This window comes from Streptomyces sp. FIT100, from assembly GCF_024584805.1.
Taxonomy (GTDB): Bacteria; Actinomycetota; Actinomycetes; order Streptomycetales; family Streptomycetaceae; genus Streptomyces.
The window spans coordinates 4,635,867-4,657,069 of sequence record NZ_CP075715.1 but is presented as its reverse complement, the minus strand read 5'-3'; the positions used below and the strand labels follow the sequence as shown (position 1 = coordinate 4,657,069).

The 21,203-nt window shown below is 70.9% G+C and carries 17 protein-coding genes; 10 read left to right on the top strand and 7 right to left on the bottom strand.

Features of this window, described 5'->3' with window-relative positions; genetic code table 11:
* Positions 1-232: 232 nt before the first annotated feature.
* The 3 genes from KK483_RS21040 to KK483_RS21030 all read left to right on the top strand — a co-directional run bounded on the left by KK483_RS21040 (position 233) and on the right by KK483_RS21030 (position 4,193).
* Positions 233-892, top strand: a complete 660-nt coding sequence (locus KK483_RS21040) for a response regulator transcription factor (protein ID WP_262009627.1) — start codon at positions 233-235, stop codon at positions 890-892.
* Positions 893-1,192: 300 nt separating this feature from the next.
* Positions 1,193-3,139 carry a 2-oxoacid:acceptor oxidoreductase subunit alpha gene (locus tag KK483_RS21035; protein ID WP_262006755.1) on the top strand — a complete coding sequence of 649 codons (1,947 nt, stop codon included), beginning with the start codon at positions 1,193-1,195 and terminating at the stop codon, positions 3,137-3,139.
* The gene (locus KK483_RS21030) at positions 3,132-4,193 is read left to right on the top strand and encodes a 2-oxoacid:ferredoxin oxidoreductase subunit beta (protein WP_262006754.1); all 1,062 of its coding nucleotides are present in this window, start codon (positions 3,132-3,134) and stop codon (positions 4,191-4,193) included. Before KK483_RS21035 ends, KK483_RS21030 begins: the two co-directional genes overlap by 8 nt.
* Positions 4,194-4,230: 37 nt before the next feature.
* Here the strand turns inward: KK483_RS21030 and KK483_RS21025 are convergent, their stop codons facing one another.
* Positions 4,231-4,614, bottom strand: coding sequence for a helix-turn-helix domain-containing protein (locus KK483_RS21025; RefSeq protein WP_262006753.1), 384 nt, complete (start codon positions 4,612-4,614; stop codon positions 4,231-4,233).
* Positions 4,615-4,701: 87 nt separating this feature from the next.
* On the opposite strand from KK483_RS21025, the gene KK483_RS21020 reads away from it, so the two are divergent.
* From KK483_RS21020 to KK483_RS21005, 4 genes are all read left to right on the top strand, one after another.
* Positions 4,702-5,562, top strand: a complete 861-nt coding sequence (locus KK483_RS21020) for an SDR family oxidoreductase (RefSeq protein ID WP_262006752.1) — start codon at positions 4,702-4,704, stop codon at positions 5,560-5,562.
* A 160-nt stretch (positions 5,563-5,722) separates the two neighbouring features.
* On the top strand, positions 5,723-6,634 hold the full coding sequence (gene rarD, locus KK483_RS21015) for an EamA family transporter RarD (protein WP_399016130.1): 912 nt from the start codon (positions 5,723-5,725) through the stop codon (positions 6,632-6,634).
* Positions 6,635-6,680: 46 nt separating this feature from the next.
* On the top strand, positions 6,681-6,848 hold the full coding sequence (locus KK483_RS21010; RefSeq protein ID WP_262006751.1) for a hypothetical protein: 168 nt from the start codon (positions 6,681-6,683) through the stop codon (positions 6,846-6,848).
* 300 nt (positions 6,849-7,148) lie between these two features.
* Positions 7,149-8,474 (top strand): M28 family metallopeptidase, encoded by a 1,326-nt coding sequence (locus KK483_RS21005; RefSeq protein WP_262006750.1) that lies wholly within the window; start codon positions 7,149-7,151, stop codon positions 8,472-8,474.
* 103 nt (positions 8,475-8,577) lie between these two features.
* Here the strand turns inward: KK483_RS21005 and KK483_RS21000 are convergent, their stop codons facing one another.
* Together KK483_RS21000 and KK483_RS20995 are read right to left on the bottom strand one after the other, a co-directional pair.
* Positions 8,578-9,834, bottom strand: a complete 1,257-nt coding sequence (locus KK483_RS21000; protein ID WP_262006749.1) for a sigma-E factor regulatory protein RseB domain-containing protein — start codon at positions 9,832-9,834, stop codon at positions 8,578-8,580.
* A 176-nt stretch (positions 9,835-10,010) separates the two neighbouring features.
* The gene (locus KK483_RS20995) at positions 10,011-11,021 is read right to left on the bottom strand and encodes a polyprenyl synthetase family protein (protein ID WP_262006748.1); all 1,011 of its coding nucleotides are present in this window, start codon (positions 11,019-11,021) and stop codon (positions 10,011-10,013) included.
* A 229-nt stretch (positions 11,022-11,250) separates the two neighbouring features.
* Between KK483_RS20995 and KK483_RS20990 the strand changes: the two genes are divergently transcribed.
* From KK483_RS20990 to KK483_RS20980, 3 genes are all read left to right on the top strand, one after another.
* The gene (locus KK483_RS20990) at positions 11,251-13,242 is read left to right on the top strand and encodes a CocE/NonD family hydrolase (RefSeq protein WP_262006747.1); all 1,992 of its coding nucleotides are present in this window, start codon (positions 11,251-11,253) and stop codon (positions 13,240-13,242) included.
* A 109-nt stretch (positions 13,243-13,351) separates the two neighbouring features.
* Complete coding sequence (gene fahA, locus KK483_RS20985; RefSeq protein WP_262006746.1) at positions 13,352-14,578, top strand: fumarylacetoacetase; 1,227 nt, start codon at positions 13,352-13,354, stop codon at positions 14,576-14,578.
* A gap of 183 nt (positions 14,579-14,761) precedes the next feature.
* Positions 14,762-15,652 carry a DUF4190 domain-containing protein gene (locus KK483_RS20980; RefSeq protein WP_262006745.1) on the top strand — a complete coding sequence of 297 codons (891 nt, stop codon included), beginning with the start codon at positions 14,762-14,764 and terminating at the stop codon, positions 15,650-15,652.
* A gap of 83 nt (positions 15,653-15,735) precedes the next feature.
* On the opposite strand, the gene KK483_RS20975 is transcribed toward KK483_RS20980, so the two are convergent.
* From KK483_RS20975 to nuoL, 4 genes are all read right to left on the bottom strand, one after another.
* Positions 15,736-15,888 (bottom strand): hypothetical protein, encoded by a 153-nt coding sequence (locus KK483_RS20975; RefSeq protein WP_262006744.1) that lies wholly within the window; start codon positions 15,886-15,888, stop codon positions 15,736-15,738.
* A 161-nt stretch (positions 15,889-16,049) separates the two neighbouring features.
* Positions 16,050-17,702: an NADH-quinone oxidoreductase subunit NuoN gene (gene nuoN / locus KK483_RS20970; RefSeq protein ID WP_262006743.1), complete on the bottom strand. Its 1,653-nt coding sequence runs from the start codon at positions 17,700-17,702 to the stop codon at positions 16,050-16,052.
* Positions 17,699-19,297, bottom strand: coding sequence for an NADH-quinone oxidoreductase subunit M (locus KK483_RS20965; protein WP_262009625.1), 1,599 nt, complete (start codon positions 19,295-19,297; stop codon positions 17,699-17,701). The genes nuoN and KK483_RS20965 overlap by 4 nt, the downstream gene beginning before the upstream one ends.
* Before the next feature lie 5 nt (positions 19,298-19,302).
* The gene (nuoL, locus tag KK483_RS20960) at positions 19,303-21,198 is read right to left on the bottom strand and encodes an NADH-quinone oxidoreductase subunit L (protein WP_262006742.1); all 1,896 of its coding nucleotides are present in this window, start codon (positions 21,196-21,198) and stop codon (positions 19,303-19,305) included.
* Positions 21,199-21,203: the final 5 nt, after the last annotated feature.

Sequence of the window (21,203 nt, the reverse complement as noted above, 5' to 3'; positions counted from 1 at the left end):
CGCCCGTAGTGCCCCGCACCGGGCCCGAAGCACGTCTTCGGGCCCGGAGGCGCGCGTACGGGCCGACGCACGGATCGGCGTACGGATCGGCGTACGGGCCGACGTACGAACCCGAAGTGCGCCGCCGAATACGCGTGGGTGGCGGCGCCCGCGGGCCGACCCTGGGATGCTGGAGGCGAGGGGCGCGACACGAGACATCGACACATGGGGGCTGCGGGCCGTGGAGGACAGGGTGCGGGTGGTCATCGCCGAGGATTCCGTCCTGTTGCGGGAGGGACTGACGCGGCTGCTGACCGACCGCGGGCACGACGTGGTCGCGGGCGTGGGGGACGCGGACGCGCTGATCAAGACGATCGAGGACCTCGCGGCGCAGGGCACATCGCCCGACGTGGTGGTCGCGGACGTCCGGATGCCGCCGACGCACACCGACGAGGGAGTGCGCGCTGCCGTGCGGCTGCGCCGCGACCACCCCGGGATCGGCGTGCTGGTGCTGTCGCAGTACGTCGAGGAGCGGTACGCCACCGAGCTGCTCGCCGGGAGCAGCCGGGGCGTGGGCTATCTGCTGAAGGACCGGGTCGCCGAGGTCCGGGAGTTCGTGGACGCCGTCGTGCGGGTGGCCAGGGGCGGCACGGCGCTGGACCCCGAGGTCGTCGCCCAGCTGCTGGGCCGGAGCCGCAAGCAGGACGTCCTGGCCGGGCTGACGCCGCGCGAGCGCGAGGTCCTCGGGCTGATGGCGGAGGGCCGGACGAACTCGGCGATCGCGAAGCAGCTGGTCGTGAGTGACGGAGCCGTCGAGAAGCATGTAAGCAACATCTTCCTGAAGCTCGGACTGTCGCCCAGCGACGGGGACCACCGGCGCGTACTGGCCGTACTCACCTACCTCAACTCCTGATCATCTGACACCCTGTCAGTGGACCGGAGAGACCCGGGGAGGGCTCGAGGAGGGACCGGGGAGGGGCCGCGGAGGGGCCCGGGGGGAGCCCCGGGGAGCACGGCAAGCACCACGGAACGTCGGCGGCACGTCCGCAGCAGTCGGGGAGGACAACATGGCGAACCGGGACCGCGGGGTGTCTCATAGTGACGTCCGGTATGTGAGCGGTCCCGGGAAGGTGACCCTCACCGACGTAGGGTTGACCTTGGAGCGACCGGTGAGCCGGCCGCGGCCCAGCCGCCTCGAAGGAGGTCCAGTTCAGTGACCAGCCAGGTCAGTAGCCCAGCCGAGCACGCAGACGAGGCAGACGAGCCCGGGGAGACCCTCGTCGGGGGACAGCGCAGGCCCCCCGGCGACAAGGAGGTCCGCCGGCTCGACCGGGTGATCATCCGGTTCGCGGGTGACTCCGGTGACGGTATGCAGCTGACGGGTGACCGCTTCACGTCGGAGACGGCGTCGTTCGGGAACGACCTGTCGACACTGCCGAACTTCCCGGCCGAGATCCGGGCGCCCGCCGGAACGCTGCCCGGTGTCTCCAGCTTCCAGCTGCACTTCGCCGACCACGACATCCTCACCCCCGGCGACGCGCCGAACGTCCTGGTGGCGATGAATCCCGCCGCCCTGAAGGCGAACATCGGGGACGTTCCGCGCGGCGGCGAAATCATCGTCAACACGGACGAGTTCGCCAAGCGCGCGATGGCCAAGGTCGGCTACGACACCAATCCGCTCGAGGACGGTTCGCTCGCCGCGTACAACGTCCATCCGGTGCCGCTGACGACGCTCACGATCGAGGCGCTCAAGGACTTCGGGCTCTCCCGCAAGGAGGCCGAGCGGTCGAAGAACATGTTCGCGCTGGGCCTGCTGAGCTGGATGTACCACCGGCCCACCGAGGGCACCGAGTCCTTCCTGCGCAGCAAGTTCGCGAAGAAGCCGCAGATCGCCGAGGCGAACGTGGCGGCGTTCCGCGCGGGCTGGAACTTCGGCGAGACGACCGAGGACTTCGCCGTCTCCTACGAGGTCGCCCCGGCCGACGCGGCCTTCCCGACCGGCACCTACCGCAACATCTCGGGGAACCTGGCCCTGTCGTACGGCCTGATCGCCGCCTCGCAGCAGGCCGATCTGCCGCTCTACCTGGGCTCGTACCCGATCACCCCGGCCTCCGACATCCTGCACGAGCTGAGCAGGCACAAGAACTTCGGCGTGCGGACCTTCCAGGCCGAGGACGAGATCGCGGGCATCGGCGCCGCGCTCGGCGCGGCCTTCGGCGGCTCCCTCGCCGTGACCACCACCTCGGGCCCCGGTGTGGCGCTGAAGTCGGAGACGATCGGCCTCGCGGTCTCGCTGGAGCTGCCGCTGCTGGTCGTGGACATCCAGCGCGGCGGCCCCTCCACGGGTCTGCCCACCAAGACCGAGCAGGCGGACCTGCTCCAGGCCATGTACGGCCGCAACGGCGAGGCGCCGGTGCCGGTCGTCGCGCCGAAGACGCCCGCGGACTGCTTCGACGCGGCCATCGAGGCGGCCCGGATCGCACTGGCCTACCGCACCCCGGTGTTCCTGCTCTCCGACGGCTACCTGGCCAACGGCAGCGAGCCGTGGCGGATCCCGGACCTCGACGAACTGCCCGATCTGCGGGTCCAGTTCGCCACCGGGCCCAACCACACCGAGGAGGACGGCACCGAGGTCTTCTGGCCCTACAAGCGGGACCCGCAGACGCTCGCCCGCCCCTGGGCGCTGCCCGGTACCCCCGGTCTGGAGCACCGGATCGGCGGCATCGAGAAGCAGGACGGCACGGGCAACATCTCCTACGACCCGGCCAACCACGACCACATGGTCCGCATCCGCCAGGCCAAGATCGACGGCATCGAGGTGCCGGACATCGAGGTCGACGACCCCGACAACGCGCGCACGCTCGTGCTGGGCTGGGGGTCCACGTACGGGCCGATCACCGCCGCCGTCCGCCGCATCCGCAAGGAAGGCGGCCATATCGCGCAGGCCCATCTGCGGAACCTCAACCCCTTCCCGAGGAATCTGGGCGAGGTGCTGGAGCGTTACGAGAAGGTAGTGGTTCCGGAGATGAACCTCGGCCAGCTCGCCACCCTCATCCGGGCGCGGTTCCTGGTCGACGCGGACTCCTACAACCAGGTCAACGGCATGCCGTTCAAGGCCGAGCAGCTCGCCGCGGCTCTCAAGGAGGCCATCAATGACTGAGACAGCGTCCTCACTGCTGTCCCTGGTTCCCAAGGCCGAGGCCAAGCAGTCCATGAAGGACTTCAAGTCGGACCAGGAGGTCCGCTGGTGCCCCGGCTGCGGGGACTACGCGATCCTCGCCGCCGTGCAGGGCTTCATGCCCGAGCTCGGCCTGGCGAAGGAGAACATCGTCTTCGTCTCCGGCATCGGCTGCTCGTCCCGCTTCCCGTACTACATGAACACCTACGGGATGCACTCCATCCACGGCCGCGCCCCGGCCATCGCGACCGGGCTCGCGTCCTCGCGCCGCGACCTGTCCGTGTGGGTCGTCACCGGCGACGGCGACGCCCTGTCCATCGGCGGCAACCACCTGATCCACGCGCTGCGCCGCAACGTCAACCTCAAGATCCTGCTCTTCAACAACCGGATCTACGGTCTGACCAAGGGCCAGTACAGCCCGACGTCCGAGGTCGGCAAGATCACCAAGTCGACGCCGATGGGTTCGCTCGACGCGCCCTTCAACCCGGTGTCCCTGGCCATCGGCGCCGAGGCGTCCTTCGTCGCCCGCACCGTCGACTCCGACCGCAAGCACCTCACCGAGGTCCTGCGCGCCGCCGCCGACCACTCGGGCACCGCGCTGGTGGAGATCTACCAGAACTGCAACATCTTCAACGACGGCGCCTTCGACGCCCTCAAGGACAAGCAGCAGGCCGAGGAGGCCGTGATCCGGCTGCAGCACGGGCAGCCGATCCGCTTCGGCGCCGACGGGGCGAAGGGCGTGGTCCGCGACCCCGCCACCGGCGATCTGAAGGTCGTCACCGTCACCGGTGAGAACGAGGCGGACATCCTCGTCCACGACGCGCACAGCGCCAGCCCCACGACCGCCTTCGCGCTGTCGCGGCTGGCCGATCCGGACACGCTGCACAACACACCGATCGGGGTGTTCCGCAGTGTGGAGCGTCCGGTCTACGACACCCAGATGGCCGAGCAGCTCGACGCGGCCATAGAGCAGAACGGCAAGGGCGACCTCGGCGCGCTGCTCCACGGCAACGACACCTGGACCGTCGTCGGCTGACCCGGCCCGTCCACACGAGGCCCGGTCCTGGACTCCTTCAGGACCGGGCCTCGTCGTACGCGGCGCGGTTGTCGAGGACCGTCTCCGTGCGCTTCCCCGTCCACTCGGCGAGCGCCTGGACGTGCGTGGCCGCCTCCTGGCCGAGCCCGGTCAGCGAGTAGTCGACACGGGGCGGGATCACCGGCTTGGCGTCGCGGTGCACGAAGCCGTCGCGCTCCAGGGTCTGCAGCGTCTGCGCCAGCATCTTCTCGCTCACGCCACCGACCGCGCGCCGCAGCTCGCTGAAGCGGTACGAACGGTGCCGCAGCGCGAGCAGGATCAGCACGCCCCAACGGCTGGTCACATGCTCCAGGACATTCCGCGACGGGCACATCGGGTCGGTGACGTCCGCCTTCATCCCCGGCTTCCAACTTACTTCCATGCCAGTACCTTACTTCAAAGTGGGTACTTCCCCCTGGTTAGTGCCCAGCTTACGGTGATGAAGCACCCGAGAACAGGAGTCACAGCCATGATCGTCATCACCGGAGCGACCGGACAGCTCGGCCGGCTCGTCGTCGAGCGCCTGCTCGCCACCGGCACCCCCGCCCAGGACATCGCCGCGGTCGTCCGCACGAAGGAGAAGGCCGCCGGCCTCGCCGAGCGCGGCCTCGAGCTGCGCATCGCGGACTACGACGCGCCCGGGACGCTCGCGGCCGCGTTCCGGCCGGGCGACCGGGTCCTCTTCGTCTCCGGCAACGCGGTAGGACGGCGCATTCCGCAGCACCGGGCCGTGGTCGACGCGGCGAAGGCCGCCGGGGTCGCCCAGCTCGCGTACACCGGCGTACTGGGCGGGCCCGAGGCCGACTTCGAGCTCGCCGCCGACCACAAGGCCACCGAGCAGGCGATCCTCGACTCCGGTCTGCCGTACACCTTCCTGCGCAACGGCTGGTACACGGAGAACTACACCGACCAGCTCGCCACGGTCCTCCGGCACGGCGCCGTCGTCGGCAACGCGGGCGGGGGCCGGATCGCGGCCGCCGCCCGCGCGGACTACGCCGCAGCGGCGGCGGCCGTCCTCACCGGCGACGGCCACCTCGGCAGGGCGTACGAGCTCAGCGGCGACACCACCTGGTCCCTCGCCGAGTACGCCGCCGAGATCGCGCGGCAGTCCGGCAAGGAGATCGCGTACAACGACGTGCCGGCCGAGACGCACCGGCAGATCCTGACCGGCGCCGGAGTGCCCGAGCTCTTCGCCGCGATCCTCGTCGACGTCGACGAGGCGATCCGGCGCGGGCTGCTGGCCCGCGGGGACGGCGACCTCTCCCGGCTGATCGGACGGCCGACGACCCCGCTCGCCGAGACGGTCGCCGAGGCGCTGGCCCACCACTGACCGCACACCGTCACCGTCACGACCGTATTGCGGAACGGGCATGACAGCCTGCCCTGCTCGGCGCTACCTTTCACCAGGACACGCGTGGGGCAGGGCAGGAGGGCCAGTGAAGGACACCGAGCAGCGGACAGGTTTGCTGTACGGGATCGGCGCCTACGGGATGTGGGGACTGGTCCCGCTCTTCTGGCCGCTGCTGAAGCCGGCCGGAGCGATCGAGATCCTCGCCCACCGCATGGTCTGGTCCCTGGCCGTGGTGGGCATCGCGCTGCTCGCCCTGCGGCGCTGGGGCTGGATACGTGAGCTGCTGCGCGAACCGCGCAAGCTGGGGCTGCTCACCGTCGCCGCCACGGTGATCACCGTGAACTGGGGTCTCTACATCTGGGCGGTCAACAGCGGCCAGGTCGTGGAGGCTTCGCTCGGGTACTTCATCAATCCGCTGGTCACCATCGCGATGGGCGTCCTGCTGCTCAAGGAGCGGCTGCGGCCCGCGCAGTGGGCGGCGGTCGGCATCGGCTTCGCCGCGGTGGTCGTGCTGACCATCGGCTACGGGCGCCCGCCGTGGATCTCGCTGGTGCTGGCGTTCTCGTTCGCCGTGTACGGGCTGATCAAGAAGAAGACCAACATCGGCGGCCTGGAGTCGCTGGCGGCGGAGACGGCGGTGCAGTTCCTGCCCGCGCTCGCCTATCTGCTCTGGCTGGGGTCTCAGGGCACGCTGAGTTTCGGCGCGCAGGGCACGGGCCACGCCGCCCTGCTCGCGGCCACGGGCCTGGTCACCGCCGTGCCGCTGGTCTGCTTCGGGGCCGCGGCGATCCGGGTGCCGCTGTCGACGCTCGGGCTGCTGCAGTACCTGGCGCCGGTGTTCCAGTTCGCGCTCGGCATCGTCTACTTCCACGAGGCCATGCCCGCAGAGCGGTGGGCCGGGTTCTCGCTGGTCTGGCTGGCGCTGACGGTGCTGACCTGGGACGCGCTGCGGACCGCCCGGCGAACGCGGGCCAAGGCGGCCCGCCTGGCCGCGGCCGCGCCGGTGGCCGGCGCTCCGGGCGCCGTGAAGCACCCGGAACCGACCGTCTGACGGAGCCCCCGAGCCCCGCCCCGAGCCCTCCGGCCCCGTGATCAGCATGCCGAGCGAGACCGACGTGCCGCGGCGGCGCGGGTGCGGTCCGCAGGCCCTGACCACCGGATGGGACGACCACCGCGCATGGCGGGATCCGGCCGCCCTCCGGCATCCGGACGATCCGTACGGGGCCGGACGCGGGACGAGGAAGCGGCCCGGCTGGAGCGACTGAAGCGACTGGGGGCGCAGCACCCGTCGGCGTCCCTCGATGTCCGTCGACGCCCGTCGACGCCCGTCGACGGACATCGATGCCGTCAGCGCCTTTCGGTGTCCGTCAGCGCCCGCCAGCGCCCGTCGGTGTCCGTTGAGCGAACCCGACTGACCGGTTTCCGCCCTTGACGGTCCGTCACCCTCTCGCTGACCATTCACCACACACACCGCACCGAGTACAGCTCCAGCACCCTGCGACACCGCCGTCGCGGGGTGTCGCGCACGTTCCGTCCTGTCCCCGTACGGAATCCGGAGCCCCCACATGACCCACTCCGCGCACAGACGCGCCGCCGCGGTCACGGCACTCGCCCTCGCCGGACTGCTCGCCGCGGCCGTACCGGCCGCCACCGCCGCACCGAGCGCCGCCCCTTCCCCGGCGGTGCTCGCCGCGCCGGACATCCCGCTCGCGAACGTCAAGGCCCATCTCGCGGACCTCCAGTCGATCGCCACCGCCAACGGCGGGAACCGCGCGCACGGCCGCACCGGATACAAGGCGTCGGTCGACCATCTGAAGGCCAAGCTGGACGCGGCCGGATTCACCACCACCGTCCAGCAGTTCACCTCGTCCGGCGCCACCGGCTACAACCTCATCGCCGACTGGCCCGGCGGCGACGCCAACCAGGTGCTGATGGCCGGCGCCCATCTCGACTCCGTCACCTCCGGCCCCGGCATCAACGACAACGGCTCGGGCTCGGCCGCGGTCCTGGAGACCGCGCTCGCCGTCTCACGCGCCCAGTTCGCGCCCGCCAAGCATCTGCGCTTCGCCTGGTGGGGCGCGGAGGAGCTGGGCCTGGTCGGCTCCCGCTACTACGTCAACAACCTTCCCGCCGCGGAGCGTTCGAAGGTCACCGGCTACCTCAACTTCGACATGATCGGCTCGCCCAACCCCGGCTACTTCGTCTACGACGACGACCCGGTGATCGAGCAGACCTTCAAGGACTACTTCGCGGGCATCGGCGTCCCGACGGAGATCGAGACCGAGGGCGACGGCCGCTCCGACCACGCCTCGTTCAAGAACGTGGGCATACCGGTCGGCGGCCTCTTCACCGGCGCCAGCCGTACGAAGTCCAGTGCGCAGGCCCAGAAGTGGGGCGGCACGTCGGGCCAAGCGTTCGACCGCTGCTACCACTCCTCCTGCGACACCACGGCGAACATCAACGACACCGCGCTCGACCGGAACAGCGACGCCATCGCCCATGCGATCTGGTCCCTGTCCGCCGGTACGACCGTCCCGCCGGGCGGCGACGTGTACGAGAACACCGCCGACGTGGCCGTCCCGGACAACGCCGCCGCCGTCACCTCACCGCTGGCGGTCACCGGGCGCACCGGCAACGCGCCGTCCGCACTCCAGGTGGGTGTGGACATCGTCCACACGTGGCGCGGCGACCTGGTCATCGATCTGCTGGCCCCGGACGGCACCGCGTACCGCCTGAAGAGCTCCAGCGGCAGCGACTCCGCGGACAACGTCGTCGCGACGTACACGGTGAACGCGTCGGCGGAGGCCGCGAACGGCACCTGGCAACTCAGGGTGCAGGACGTGGCGGCCCAGGACACGGGTCACATCAACAGCTGGAAGCTCACCTTCTGAGCGCGCCGGCCCCGGACCCGCGGTCCTGCGGGCCGTGACGCGGTACGCAGCGCGGGGCGCCCCCCGAAGGGGACGCCCCGCGCCCGTTCGCCCGACGTGCGGACTACTTCGCCTCGTTCGCCGCCTCGACCAGCGCTTCCTTGGTGACCGCGCCGACGTAGACCTTGCCGTCGTCCGTCATCAGGGCGTTGACCAGGCGGGTCTTGAAGACCGTGCCGGTGCCGAAGTCGCCCTTCACCTCGTCGCCGAGGGCGTCCAGGAACTGCCCGGCCTCCGGCGGCACATCGCCCTCGCCGGCCTTCGGCGCCTTGAAGCCCTCGCCGCCCGGGACGGTGAGCTCGGCGATGGAGGTCCAGCCCTCGCCGATGACCTCAAGCCCGTTGAAGTCCTCCAGGCCCTCGAACTCCTTGCCGTCCTTGGGCTCCTTGAGCCCCTTGCGGCCGTCGAGCTCCGCGTGGCCTTCGAGCTCGTCCGCCTCGGTGACCTTCGCGCCCTTGGGCGGGGTGAAGTCGAAGGTGGACGCGGCCGGCTCGGAGAAGTCGACCTTGGTGAAGCCGGCGTCGACCGCGGCCTTGCCGCCGTCGCTCGGCAGCAGCGTGAACTTCAGCGGCACACCGTTCTCCGCGTCCACCGCGACCTTGATGGACCCGATCGTCGAGCCGCTCTGCTTCGGCTTGATGACCAGCTGGTACGCGTCCCGGCCGGCGATCCGGGCCGTGCCGTCGACCGTCACCGACGTCGTCTCGTCGGCGGCCTTCAGGGCCTCGTCGGCGAGCGCCTTGGGCGTCGTCGGCAGCTCCTTCGGGGCCTCGTGCGCGTCCCCCTCGCCCTTGCCCTCGCCGTCGTCCTTGCCGTGCACGACCTCGTTCGACGCGCTGTCGTACGTCCAGACGTCGTCACCGTTGTGGGTGACGCTGTACTCCTCGTCGCCCGACCGAAGGGCCACGCGCTGCCGGTCCGGTCCGTCGGCCGCGACGTCCACCAGGTGGCTGCCGGAGGCCAGCTCCATCAGCTTGTCCTGGGGCGAGGCGGAGGCGCCGGAGCCGCTGCCCCCGCCATCGGCGCCCTTCATGAAGCTGTCGGCGAGGCCCGCGAAGGACGGGAGGCCCAGGTCCGTGGTGATCTTCACCGTGCCGGAGAGCTGCTGCACGTCCGAGGCGGCGATCTTCTCGATGAGTTCCTGGGCGGTGATCTCCGGCAGATCGGGGTCGCCTGTCGCGGCGAGCGCCGGGACCAGCCCGATGGTCGCCGCGGCAACGCCCGCCACCGCGGCCGGGACGAGGTACCGCGCCGCCTTACGGCGGGCCGGGCCGACCTCCCCGGGCTCTTCGGTGACCGGTGCGTTCTCGTTCGGTGCCATGGTGTGCCCTACCTCCGTGATAGCCGCGTCTCCGTCCACACCATCTGACCAAAAGCCCCGGAGAGAAGCGTCAGCCCCCGGAATCAACTCCGCGTACTTCTGCGGTATGACCCGGGGGCGAGGAAACTCCGCCGACCAGTAGGGGTCGCGGCCCGGCCGCGCCGCTCAGGGGCGGCTCAGCCCGCGCGGTGCACCACCGCGTCGCACAGCTCCTCCAGCGCGGCCTTGGCGGAGCAGCCGGGCAGCGGCCCGAGCATCGCCCGCGCCTCCTCCGCGTACCGCACGGTGTCGCGCCGCGCCTGCTCCAGGGCGGGGTGCGCCCGCAGCCCGGCCAGTGCCTCGGCGTGCCGGGCGTCGTCCGTCAGGTCGCCTTCGAGAAGCTCGACCAGCGCCAGGTCCTCGGCCCGCCCGTGCCGGGCGGCCTGCTCACGCAGCCGCAGGACCGGCAGCGTGGGGATGCCCTCGCGCAGGTCGGTCCCCGGGGTCTTGCCGGACTCGTGCGAGTCGGAGGCGATGTCGAGGACGTCGTCGGCGAGCTGGAAGGCGACGCCGAGCCGCTCGCCGTACTGGGTGAGGATGTCCGTGACGCTCTCGTCGGCGCCGGACATCATCGCGCCGAAGCGCCCGGAGACGGCGATCAGCGAGCCGGTCTTGCCTCCGATGACGTCGAGGTAGTGGTCGACGGGGTCGCGGCCGTCGCGCGGGCCCGCGGTCTCCAGGATCTGGCCCGTGACCAGCCTCTCGAACGCCTCGGCCTGGATGCGTACGGCCTCCGGGCCGAGGTCGGCGAGGATGTGGGAGGCGCGGGCGAAGAGGAAGTCGCCGGTGAGGACGGCCACCGAGTTGCCCCAGCGGGTGTTGGCGCTGGCCACGCCCCGGCGCACCTCGGCCTCGTCCATGACGTCGTCGTGGTACAGCGTCGCGAGGTGGGTCAGCTCGACGACGACGGCCGAGGGCACGACACCCGGCGCGTACGGATCGCCGAACTGCGCGGCCAGCATCACCAGCAGCGGCCGGAAGCGCTTGCCGCCGGCGCGGACGAGATGTTGCGCGGCCTCCGTGATGAAGGGCACCTCGCTCTTGGTGGCATCGAGCAGTCCCGCCTCGACGGCCGCCAGTCCGGTCTGGACATCGGCCTCAAGAGCCTGGTCCCGCACGCTCAGCCCGAACGGCCCGACGACGGTCACGAGAGGTACTCCTGTCTGCTGACGATCACACGGATTGTCGATGTGTCGCTGTCCCCACTCAAGTCAGCGTATCCGGTCCCCTTTCGATCACCGGCGGCGCCTTCCCGCCGCCCCCGGTATGTTCTTGATCGGCTTATACGAAGGGGTATGCGACCTTTGTCCGGAACGGCGACCGAACCCCGCACCAACGCCGAGCGGCCCCCGCCCGAAGACAACCCCGAGGTCCGCCATGAGAATCCGCACCGACTACCCGTACGAGACGCGCCAGGACGACGTCCGGATCCCGCTGTCGGACGGTATCCGGCTGTACGCCCGGATCTGGCGGCCGCTGGACGACGAGCCGGTACCGGCACTCCTGGAGTACCTCCCCCACCGACTCACGGACGCGACCGCCGCGCGGGACCGGCAGCGCCATCCCTGGTACGCGGGCCACGGCTACGCCTCCGTACGGGTGGACATGCGCGGCCACGGCAACAGCGAGGGCGTGCCCGGGGACGCGTACCCGCCGGCCGAGCTCGCCGACGGCGCCGCCGTCGTCGCATGGCTCGCCGAACAGCCGTGGTGCGACGGCGGCGTGGGCATGTTCGGCGTCGGCCGGGGCGGCACCACCGCCCTCGCCGTCGCGGCCCTCGCCCCCGAGCCGCTGAAGGCCGTCGTCACCGTCTGCTCCACCGACGACCGCTACGACCGGCCGGGCGGAGGGGCACACGCCCGGTCGGCGGCCCTGCTCGCCGGCGCCGCCCGGCCGCCCGACCCGCTGTACGCGGGCGACACCTGGCGGGAGCTGTGGCTGAACCGGCTCCAGGCCGTCGAGCCCGCCCTCCACACCTGGCTGGAGCACCCGACGCGCGACGCGTACTGGGAGCACGGCAGCATCCGCGAGGAGTACGGCGCGATCCGGGCGGCGGTGCTCGCGGTGGGCGGCTGGCACGACCCGTACCGCGACACGGTGCTGCGGCTGGTCCAACACCTCGACCCGGCGCGCGTACGGGGGCTGATCGGTCCCTGGTGCCACCAGTACCCCGACCGGGGGCTGCCGCCGGGCCCCGCGATCGGCTTCCTCCAGGAGACGCTGCGCTGGTGGGACCACCACCTCAAGGGCGCCACCGCGGCCGGCAGCGCCTCACCCGCGGGCGGCGTGATGGGCGAGCCGCTGCTCCGCGCGTGGATCGGCGAGTCGCACCCGCCCGCGACGACGTACGCCACCCTGCCCGGGCGCTGGGTCGGCGACGACGTCTGGCCTTCGCCGCGCACCACCCCGCGGGTCCACGTCTTCCGGGGCCCGCCGGTCGTCGTCGACTCCCCGCAGCACACGGGGGTCGACGCGGGCCGCTTCGTCCCGGCAGGCGGCGACGCCGACCTCCCGCCCGACCAGCGCGAAGAGGACGCCCGATCCGCGAGCTTCGACTTCGCCGTCACCGAACGGACGGAGATCCTCGGGCGCCCCCGGGTGAGGCTCCGGATCCATAGGGACGCACCGGGCGGCCAGGCCGTCGCCCGGCTGTGCGACGTCGGCCCCGACGGCTCGTCCACCCTGGTCACCAGGGGCGTCCTCGACCTCTCCGCCCGGCACGGCCCTGACCGCCGCGACGCCTGGCCGCCCGGCGCCACCGAGGACGTCTGCTTCGAGCTCAGCGCCATCGGCCACGCCTTCCCGCCCGGCCACCGCATCCGGCTCGCGGTCTCCTCCGCGTACTGGCCGTGGATCTGGCCCTCGCCCGGCACGGCGGGCTTCACGCTCGAACCGGAGGGCTCGTCCCTCGAACTCCCCGTCCGCGCACCGGGAGACACGGCCGGGGCGATCGGCTTCGGGGAACCCGAGCAGTCCGAACCGCTCGGCGTCGTCACGCCCGTGACCCTCGACGAGCCCCGCCCCGGGCGGCTGGTGGTCCGCGATGTCGCCAAGGGCGAATGGCGGCTGGAGACCGACCCGGCGGACGGTGGCACCCATGTCCACCCCGACGGCCTCGAATACACGGAGGAGGCCCTGGACACGTACACGATCCAGGAGCGCGATCCGCTCTCCGCCCGTGCCCGGTCCGACCGGACGATCCGCCTCCACCGCCCTGACCTGGCCTGGGACATCCATATCGAGGCCCGCTCCGAGACCAGCTGCGACGGGGACGGCTTCCTCACCTCCGACGAGCTGGTGTGCCGGCACGGACAGGAGGTGGTGTTCCACCGCACCTGGGAGAAGCGGATTCCGCACACGTCCGGCTGACGGCGCCCGGTGGACGCCGGGTGGCCGAAGCGGCCAAATGGACGCTGACGGCCGGTGCATCGCCCACGTAACGTGTCCCCCACACACGTGGAAAGCGAGGCAAGCACCGATGCCCGAGCAGAGCCCGCTCGATCTCGCCGAGGGCGATCCCTTCGGCCCGCACAACCTCCCGTACGGCGTCTTCACCACCGCGGACGAGCCCGGCCTGCGGCGGCTCGGCGTCAGGATCGGCGACCATGTGCTGGACGCCGGAGCGGCCGCGCACACCCTCGGGTCCCCGTACGCCTCGCTGCTCGCTCAGCGGAGTCTGGGACCGCTGCTGGCGGCGGGCCGCACGGCCTGGCGCGACGTACGGCGCGCGCTCACCGCCTGGGTGACGGTGCCCGCCCACCGGCAGGACATCGAGCCGCTGCTGCACCCGCTCGACGCGGTCACCCTCCACCTTCCCTACGACGTCGCCGACTACGTCGACTTCTACTCGAGCGAGCACCACGCCACCAACGTCGGCCACATCTTCCGGCCCGACGGCGAGCCGCTCACCCCCAACTGGAAGCATCTGCCGATCGGTTACCACGGCCGCTCCGGCACGGTCGTCGTCTCCGGCACCGACGTCATCCGACCCGCCGGCCAGCGCAAGACCCCCGCCGACCCGGCGCCGCTCTTCGGCCCGTCCGTCAAGCTCGACATCGAGGCGGAGGTCGGCTTCGTCGTCGGCACCCCGACCGAGCTGGGCCGGCCGGTCCCGCTCAACGCCTTCCGCGACCACGTCTTCGGGCTGCACCTGCTCAACGACTGGTCCGCGCGCGACATCCAGGCGTGGGAGTACGTGCCCCTCGGCCCGTTCCTCGGCAAGTCCTTCGCCACCTCGGTCTCCGCCTGGGTCACCCCGCTGGAGGCGCTCGACGCGGCGCGCGTCGCCCCGCCCTCCCGGGACGTGGACGTACTGCCCTATCTGGACGACTCCGGCGACGAGGAGCCCTGCGGCTTCGACCTGCGCATCTCGGTCGCGATCAACGGACAGATCGTCAGCGAACCGCCGTTCGCCACGATGTACTGGACAGCTGCCCAGCAGCTCGCGCACATGACCGTCAACGGCGCCTCGCTGCGCACCGGCGACCTCTACGGCTCCGGCACGGTCAGCGGCCCCGAGGTCCACCAGCGCGGTTCACTGCTCGAACTGACCTGGAACGGCCGGGACCCGCTGGAGCTGCCGTACGGGAAGCGGACGTTCCTGGAGGACGGCGACGAAGTCACCATGACCGCGTGGGCCCCGGGCCCGGACGGCGTACGGGTCGGCCTCGGCGAGGTCACCGGCCGTATCGTCCCCGGCGTCTGACACCCCTGGGGCCGCCGGTTCGGCAGGCGGCCGGGAGCGGTACGTCCTGGAGGACGGCGGACCTCGGTCGCGGGTCTCCCCCGGCGGGAGAACCGCGGCCTTCCCCCGCCCCACCCGGCGTCCACGGTGTCACTGCCTGGCTATAGGTTGCGGTGTCCCTCTCTTGCAAGGAGCGCCACGCGCATGTCCATACCGCCGCAGCCACCATCGTCCCCGGAGCCGTACCCGCAGCCGGGCCGGCCGGGGCAGCCAGGTCAGCCGGGACCGTACGGACAGCCGGGGCAACCGGGGCAGCCCGGCCCTTACGGACAGCCGCCCGCGGCCGGCCCACAGCCGGGCCAGCCGGGCCAGCCGGGACCGTACGGACAGCCGGGGCAGCCCGCGCCGTACGCCGGCCAGCAGGGTTGGTACGGCGGGCCGCAGCAGAAGAGCAACACGCTGGCCACCGTGGCGTTCGTCATGTCGATCGTCTGCGCACTGCCGTTCGTCCCGCTGATCCTCGGCATCATCGCCCTCTCCCAGATCCGCAAGCGCGGCGAGAAGGGCAGGGGCTTCGCCATCGCGGCCATCGCCATCCACGGTGTGACACTCGGGTTCTACGTGCTCGTGGCGGTCTTCGGGCTCACCGGGGCGCTCGACGAGCCGAAGCGGGACACCAGCGGCCAGGTCACCACCCCGGGCTCCAGCAACGTGCAGGACATCCGCAAGGGCGACTGCTTCACCACGTCGGACGACCTGGCCGAGTACGGCGACGAGGACGGCGCCCAGGCCGCCTTCTCGGTGCGCATCGTGCCCTGCGACCAGCCCCACGAGGGCGAGGCGTACGCCGTCTTCAACCTGGAGGACGGGCCGTACCCGGGTACGGAGAAGGTCGCATCGATCGCCGACGAGAAGTGCGCCGGCACGGCGCTCACCGGCTACGTGGGCAAGGCCGCGAAGCTCCCGGAGACGCTGGAGGTGTACTACTACCACCCGGAGTCCGCCGGCTGGACCCTCGGCGACCGTGAGGTCACCTGCTTCCTGGGCGACACCAGCGGCTCCAGCACCGGCTCGGTGCGCGCCACCGGTTCCTGAGCCGGGGTCGGGGCCGGGGGCCGGTCGAGCCGGCCCGGTCGAGCCGACCCCGTCGGGCCGGGGCCCGGCCGGCCCGTCTCCGGTCAGCTCTCCTCGTCCGCGGCCGTCCGCTCGCCCTCGGCCTGGGACGGGGTCGTCCTGGAGACGTCGGGGTGCTGCTCCTCGGTCGATTCGGCGTCCTCGCCCTCGGCCTGCGAGGGGGTGGTGTACTCGGGGTACTGGTACTGGTCGATCATGACGCTTCTCCTTTGACCTCCAGCGCTCCCCGTGACCGAGCGTAGTCCTTTTCCGGCGGCCCGGCCCTCCGCACACAAAGGCGGCTCATGGCGAAGGCCCGGCATCCCCCTGGGGGGATGCCGGGCCTTCGCCATGATCACGCCCGCGAGCACACGCGCGGCTACCGCACGAACACGCTCGCCTGACCCGCAAGATCCAGGAAGTACTGCGGCGCGACACCCAGCACCAGCGTGACCGCCACACCTACCGCGATCGTCGTCATCGTCAGCGGCGACGGCACGGCGACCGTCGGGCCCTCGGGCTTGGGCTCGCTGAAGAACATCAGCACGATGACCCGGATGTAGAAGAACGCGGCGATCGCGGAGGAGATCACACCCACCACGACCAGCACCCCGGCGCCGCCCTCGGCCGCCGCCTTGAAGACCGCGAACTTCCCGGAGAAGCCCGAGGTCAGCGGGATTCCGGCGAAGGCCAGCAGGAACACCGCGAAGACGGCGGCCACCAGTGGCGAACGCCGCCCGAGCCCCGCCCACTTGGACAGGTGCGTGGCCTCTCCGCCCGCGTCCCGGACCAGCGTGACGACGGCGAAGGCGCCGATCGTCACGAAGGAGTAGGCGAGGAGGTAGAAGAGCACGGACGAGACACCGTCCGGTGTCACCGCGATGACACCGGCGAGGATGAACCCGGCGTGCGCGATCGACGAGTACGCGAGCAGGCGCTTGATGTCGGTCTGGGTGATCGCGACGATGGCGCCGCCCAGCATGGTGACGATCGCGATGGCCCACATGACCGGCCGCCAGTCCCAGCGCAGGCCCGGCAGCACCACGTACAGCAGCCGGAGCAGCGCACCGAACGCCGCGACCTTGGTGGCCGCCGCCATGAAGCCGGTGACGGGGGTCGGCGCGCCCTGGTAGACGTCCGGGGTCCACATGTGGAACGGCACCGCGCCGACCTTGAAGAGCAGACCCATCAGGATCATCGCGCCGCCGATGAGCAGCAGGGCGTCGTTGCCCATCGTGGCGGCGAGCGCCGGGTCGATGGTCTGGACGGTGCCGTCGACGACGTCGGCGATCCGCGCGTACGCCACCGAGCCCGCGTAGCCGTAGAGGAGCGCGATGCCGAACAGCAGGAACGCGGAGGAGAAGGCGCCGAGGAGGAAGTACTTCACCGCGGCCTCCTGCGACATGAGCCGCTTGCGGCGGGCCAGGGCGCACAGGAGGTAGAGCGGCAGCGAGAAGACCTCAAGGGCGATGAACAGCGTCAGCAGGTCGTTGGCGGCCGGGAAGACCAGCATGCCGGAGATGGCGAACAGGGCCAGCGGGAACACCTCGGTGGTGGTGAACCCGGCCCTGACCGCTGCCTTTTCGCTGTCGCTGCCCGGCACCGACGCGGCCTGCGCGGCGAAGGAGTCGACGCGCTTCCCGTGTGCCTCCGGGTCGAGCCTGCGCTCGGCGAAGGTGAAGACGGCGACCAGCGAGGCCAGCAGGATCGTGCCCTGGAGGAACAGAGCGGGCCCGTCGACCGCGATGGCGCCCATCGCCGCGATGTGCGCCTTGGTGGTGCCGTATCCCCCGGCGGCGAGGCCCACCACCGCGGCGAACGCGGCGGTCAGCGCGACGACGGTGAGGAACACCTGGGTGTAGTAACGGCCCTTGCGCGGGACGAACGCCTCGACCAGCACTCCCAGGACCGCCGCGCCGACCACGATCAGCGTGGGGGCGAGCTGGGCGTACTCGATGTGCGGGGCGGGGATCTTGTCCAACGGCTGGGCCGCCGCCGTTGTCCACAGGCTGTGGACAGCTGTCGTGCTCACTTGGCCGCCTCCACCTCGGGCTTGGGGTCCTTCATCTGTACGTCGGACATGGTGTGCTGCACGGCCGGGTTGACGATCTCCGTCAGCGGCTTGGGATAGACACCGAGGAAGATCAGCAGCGCGATCAGCGGGGTGACCACCACCAGTTCACGCAGGCGCAGATCCGGAAGGCTCCGCACCTCCTCCTTCACCGGGCCGGTCATCGTCCGCTGGTACAGGACCAGGGTGTAGAGCGCGGCGAGCACGATGCCGAGGGTCGCGATGATGCCGATCACCGGATAGCGGCTGAACGTGCCCACCAGGACCAGGAATTCACTGACGAAGGGCGCGAGGCCCGGCAGCGACAGAGTCGCGAGTCCCCCGATGAGGAAGGTGCCGGCGAGGACCGGGGCGACCTTCTGCACCCCGCCGTAGTCGGCGATGAGCCGGGAGCCGCGCCGCGAGATCAGGAAGCCGGCCACGAGCATCAGCGCGGCCGTCGAGATCCCGTGGTTGACCATGTAGAGCGTGGCCCCGGACTGGCCTTGGCTCGTCATCGCGAAGATGCCCATGATGATGAAGCCGAAGTGCGAGATCGAGGCGTAGGCGACCAGACGCTTGATGTCCCGCTGGCCCACCGCGAGCAGCGCTCCGTAGATGATGCTGATGAGCGCCAGGACGAGGATCACCGGCGTCGCCCACTCCGACGCCCCCGGGAACAGCCCGAGGCAGAAGCGGAGCATCGCGAAGGTGCCCACCTTGTCGACCACGGCCGTGATCAGCACGGCGACCGGGGCGGTCGCCTCCCCCATCGCGTTGGGCAGCCAGGTGTGCAGCGGCCACAGCGGGGCCTTCACCGCGAAGGCGAAGAAGAAGCCGAGGAAGAGCAGGCGCTCGGTGTCGGTCGACATGTCGAGCGTGCCGTTGGCGCGGGCCTCGGCGATCTCCGTCAGCGAGAAGTTCCCCGCGACGACGTAGAGCCCGATGACCGCGGCCAGCATGATCAGTCCGCCGACCAGGTTGTAGAGCAGGAACTTCACGGCGGCGTACGAGCGCTGCGCCGCCGCGTTCTCGTCGCTGCCCCCCGCCGCGGCAGCGGCATGTCGAGAAGGTGCGGCGCGGTCCCCGAAGCCGCCGATGAGGAAGTACATCGGGATGAGCATGGCTTCGAAGAGGATGTAGAAGAGGAAGACGTCGGTGGCCTCGAAGGAGAGGATCACCATCGCCTCGACGGACAGGATCAGGGCGAAGAAGCCCTGCGTCGGCCGCCACCTCAACGAATCGGTCTCAAGTGGGTCGGCATCATGCCAGCCCGCCAGAATGATCAGCGGGATCAGCACCGCAGTCAGCGCGATCAGCGCCACCCCGATGCCGTCCACACCCAGCTCGTACCGGACCCCGAAGTCCTTGATCCAGGGGTGGGATTCGGTGAGCTGGTAGCGGTCGCCGCCGGGGTCGAACCGGACGGCGATCAGCGCCGCCAGCACCAGCGTGCCGAGCGAGACGAGCAGCGCCAGCCACTTCGCGGCGGCCCTCCGGCCGGCCGGGACGGCGGCGGTGGCGATCGCACCGATCGCCGGGAGTGCCGCCGTCACCGTAAGGAGCGGGAAGGACATGTCGGTCACACCGCCCTCATCAGCAGGGTCGCGGCGATCAGCACCGCCGTACCTCCGAACATCGAGACCGCATAGGAGCGGGCGTAGCCGTTCTGCAGTTTGCGGAGCCGGCCCGAGAGGCCGCCGAACGACGCCGCCGTGCCGTTGACGACGCCGTCGACCAGACTGTGGTCGACGTAGACGAGCGAGCGGGTGAGGTGCTCGCCGCCGCGCACCAGGACGATGTGGTTGAAGTCGTCCTGGAGGAGATCGCGGCGGGCGGCCCGGGTGAGCAGCGAGCCGCGCGGAGCGGTGACGGGCACCGGGCGGCGTCCGTACTGGGCGTAGGCGAGTGCGACGCCGATGACCATCACCGCGACCGTGGAGATCGTGACCGTGGCGGCGCTGATCGGCGGGTGGCCGTGCTCGAAACTGGTCACCGGCTCCAGCCACTTCACGAACGCCTCGTGGAACGAGAAGAGTCCGCCCGCGAAGACCGACCCGAAGGCGAGCACGATCATCGGGATGGTCATCGTCCGCGGCGACTCGTGCGGATGCGGCAGGTCGCCCTTCTCGTCGGGCTGCCAGCGCTTCTCGCCGAAGAAGGTCATGAGCATCACGCGGGTCATGTAGTACGCCGTGATCGCCGCGCCCAGCAGGGCCGCTCCGCCGAGGATCCAGCCCTCCGTGCCGCCCTTGGCGAAGGCCGCCTCGATGATCTTGTCCTTGGAGAAGAAGCCGGACAGGCCCGGGAAGCCGATGATCGCGAGATAGCCGAGGCCGAAGGTGACGAAGGTGACCGGCATGTACGTCCGCAGGCCGCCGTACTTCCGCATGTCCACCTCGTCGTTCATGCCGTGCATGACCGAGCCGGCGCCGAGGAAGAGCCCGGCCTTGAAGAAGCCGTGCGTCACCAGGTGCATGATCGCGAAGACATAGCCGATCGGGCCGAGGCCGGCGGCCAGGATCATGTAGCCGATCTGGGACATCGTCGAACCGGCCAGCGCCTTCTTGATGTCGTCCTTCGCGCAACCGACGATCGCACCGAAGAGGAGCGTGACCGCGCCGACGATGGTGACGACGAGCTGCGCGTCCGGCGCCGCGTTGAAGATCGCGCCGGAGCGGACGATCAGATAGACACCGGCGGTCACCATCGTCGCCGCGTGGATCAGGGCCGAGACCGGGGTCGGGCCCTCCATCGCGTCCCCGAGCCAGGACTGCAGCGGCACCTGGGCGGACTTGCCGCAGGCGGCGAGCAGCAGCATCAGCGCGATGGCGGTCAGCGTGCCCTCGGACGTCCCGGCCGTGGACTCCAGCACCGGCCCGAAGGCGAAGGTCCCGAAGGTCGTGAACATCACCATGATGGCGATCGACAGGCCCATGTCCCCGACCCGGTTGACCAGGAACGCCTTCTTCGCGGCGGTCGCCGCGCTGGGCTTGTGCTGCCAGAAGCCGATGAGCAGGTACGAGGCGAGGCCGACGCCCTCCCAGCCGACGTACAGCAGCAGGTAGTTGTCGGCGAGGACCAGCAGGAGCATCGCCGCGAGGAACAGGTTGAGGTAGCCGAAGAAGCGGCGGCGGCGCTCGTCGTGCTCCATGTACCCGACCGAGTACAGGTGGATGAGCGAGCCGACGCCGGTGATCAGCAGGACGAAGGTCATCGACAGCTGGTCGAGCTGGAAGGCGACGTCCGCCTGGAAGCCCTCGACCGGGATCCAGCTGTACAGGTGCTGGGTCAGCGTCCGGTCGTCGCCGGGCCTGCCGAGCATGTCGGCGAAGAGCACGACGCCGATGGCGAAGGAGGCGGCGGCGAGCAGTGTGCCGATCCAGTGGCCCGTGCGGTCGAGCCGGCGCCCTCCGCACAGCAGCAGCACCGCTCCGAGCAGGGGCGCCGCGACCAGCAGCGCAATCAGGTTCTCCACGTTTC

Coding starts and splice junctions, on each gene's coding strand:
- KK483_RS21030 (WP_262006754.1), top strand. CDS start 3,132: ATGACTGAGACAGCGTCCTCACTGCTGTCCCTGGTTCCCAAGGCCGAG.
- KK483_RS21025 (WP_262006753.1), bottom strand. CDS start 4,614: ATGGAAGTAAGTTGGAAGCCGGGGATGAAGGCGGACGTCACCGACCCG.
- KK483_RS21020 (WP_262006752.1), top strand. CDS start 4,702: ATGATCGTCATCACCGGAGCGACCGGACAGCTCGGCCGGCTCGTCGTC.
- rarD (WP_399016130.1), top strand. CDS start 5,723: ATGTGGGGACTGGTCCCGCTCTTCTGGCCGCTGCTGAAGCCGGCCGGA.
- KK483_RS21010 (WP_262006751.1), top strand. CDS start 6,681: ATGCCGAGCGAGACCGACGTGCCGCGGCGGCGCGGGTGCGGTCCGCAG.
- KK483_RS21005 (WP_262006750.1), top strand. CDS start 7,149: ATGACCCACTCCGCGCACAGACGCGCCGCCGCGGTCACGGCACTCGCC.
- KK483_RS21000 (WP_262006749.1), bottom strand. CDS start 9,834: ATGGCACCGAACGAGAACGCACCGGTCACCGAAGAGCCCGGGGAGGTC.
- KK483_RS20990 (WP_262006747.1), top strand. CDS start 11,251: ATGAGAATCCGCACCGACTACCCGTACGAGACGCGCCAGGACGACGTC.
- fahA (WP_262006746.1), top strand. CDS start 13,352: ATGCCCGAGCAGAGCCCGCTCGATCTCGCCGAGGGCGATCCCTTCGGC.
- KK483_RS20980 (WP_262006745.1), top strand. CDS start 14,762: ATGTCCATACCGCCGCAGCCACCATCGTCCCCGGAGCCGTACCCGCAG.
- KK483_RS20975 (WP_262006744.1), bottom strand. CDS start 15,888: ATGATCGACCAGTACCAGTACCCCGAGTACACCACCCCCTCGCAGGCC.
- KK483_RS20965 (WP_262009625.1), bottom strand. CDS start 19,297: ATGTCCTTCCCGCTCCTTACGGTGACGGCGGCACTCCCGGCGATCGGT.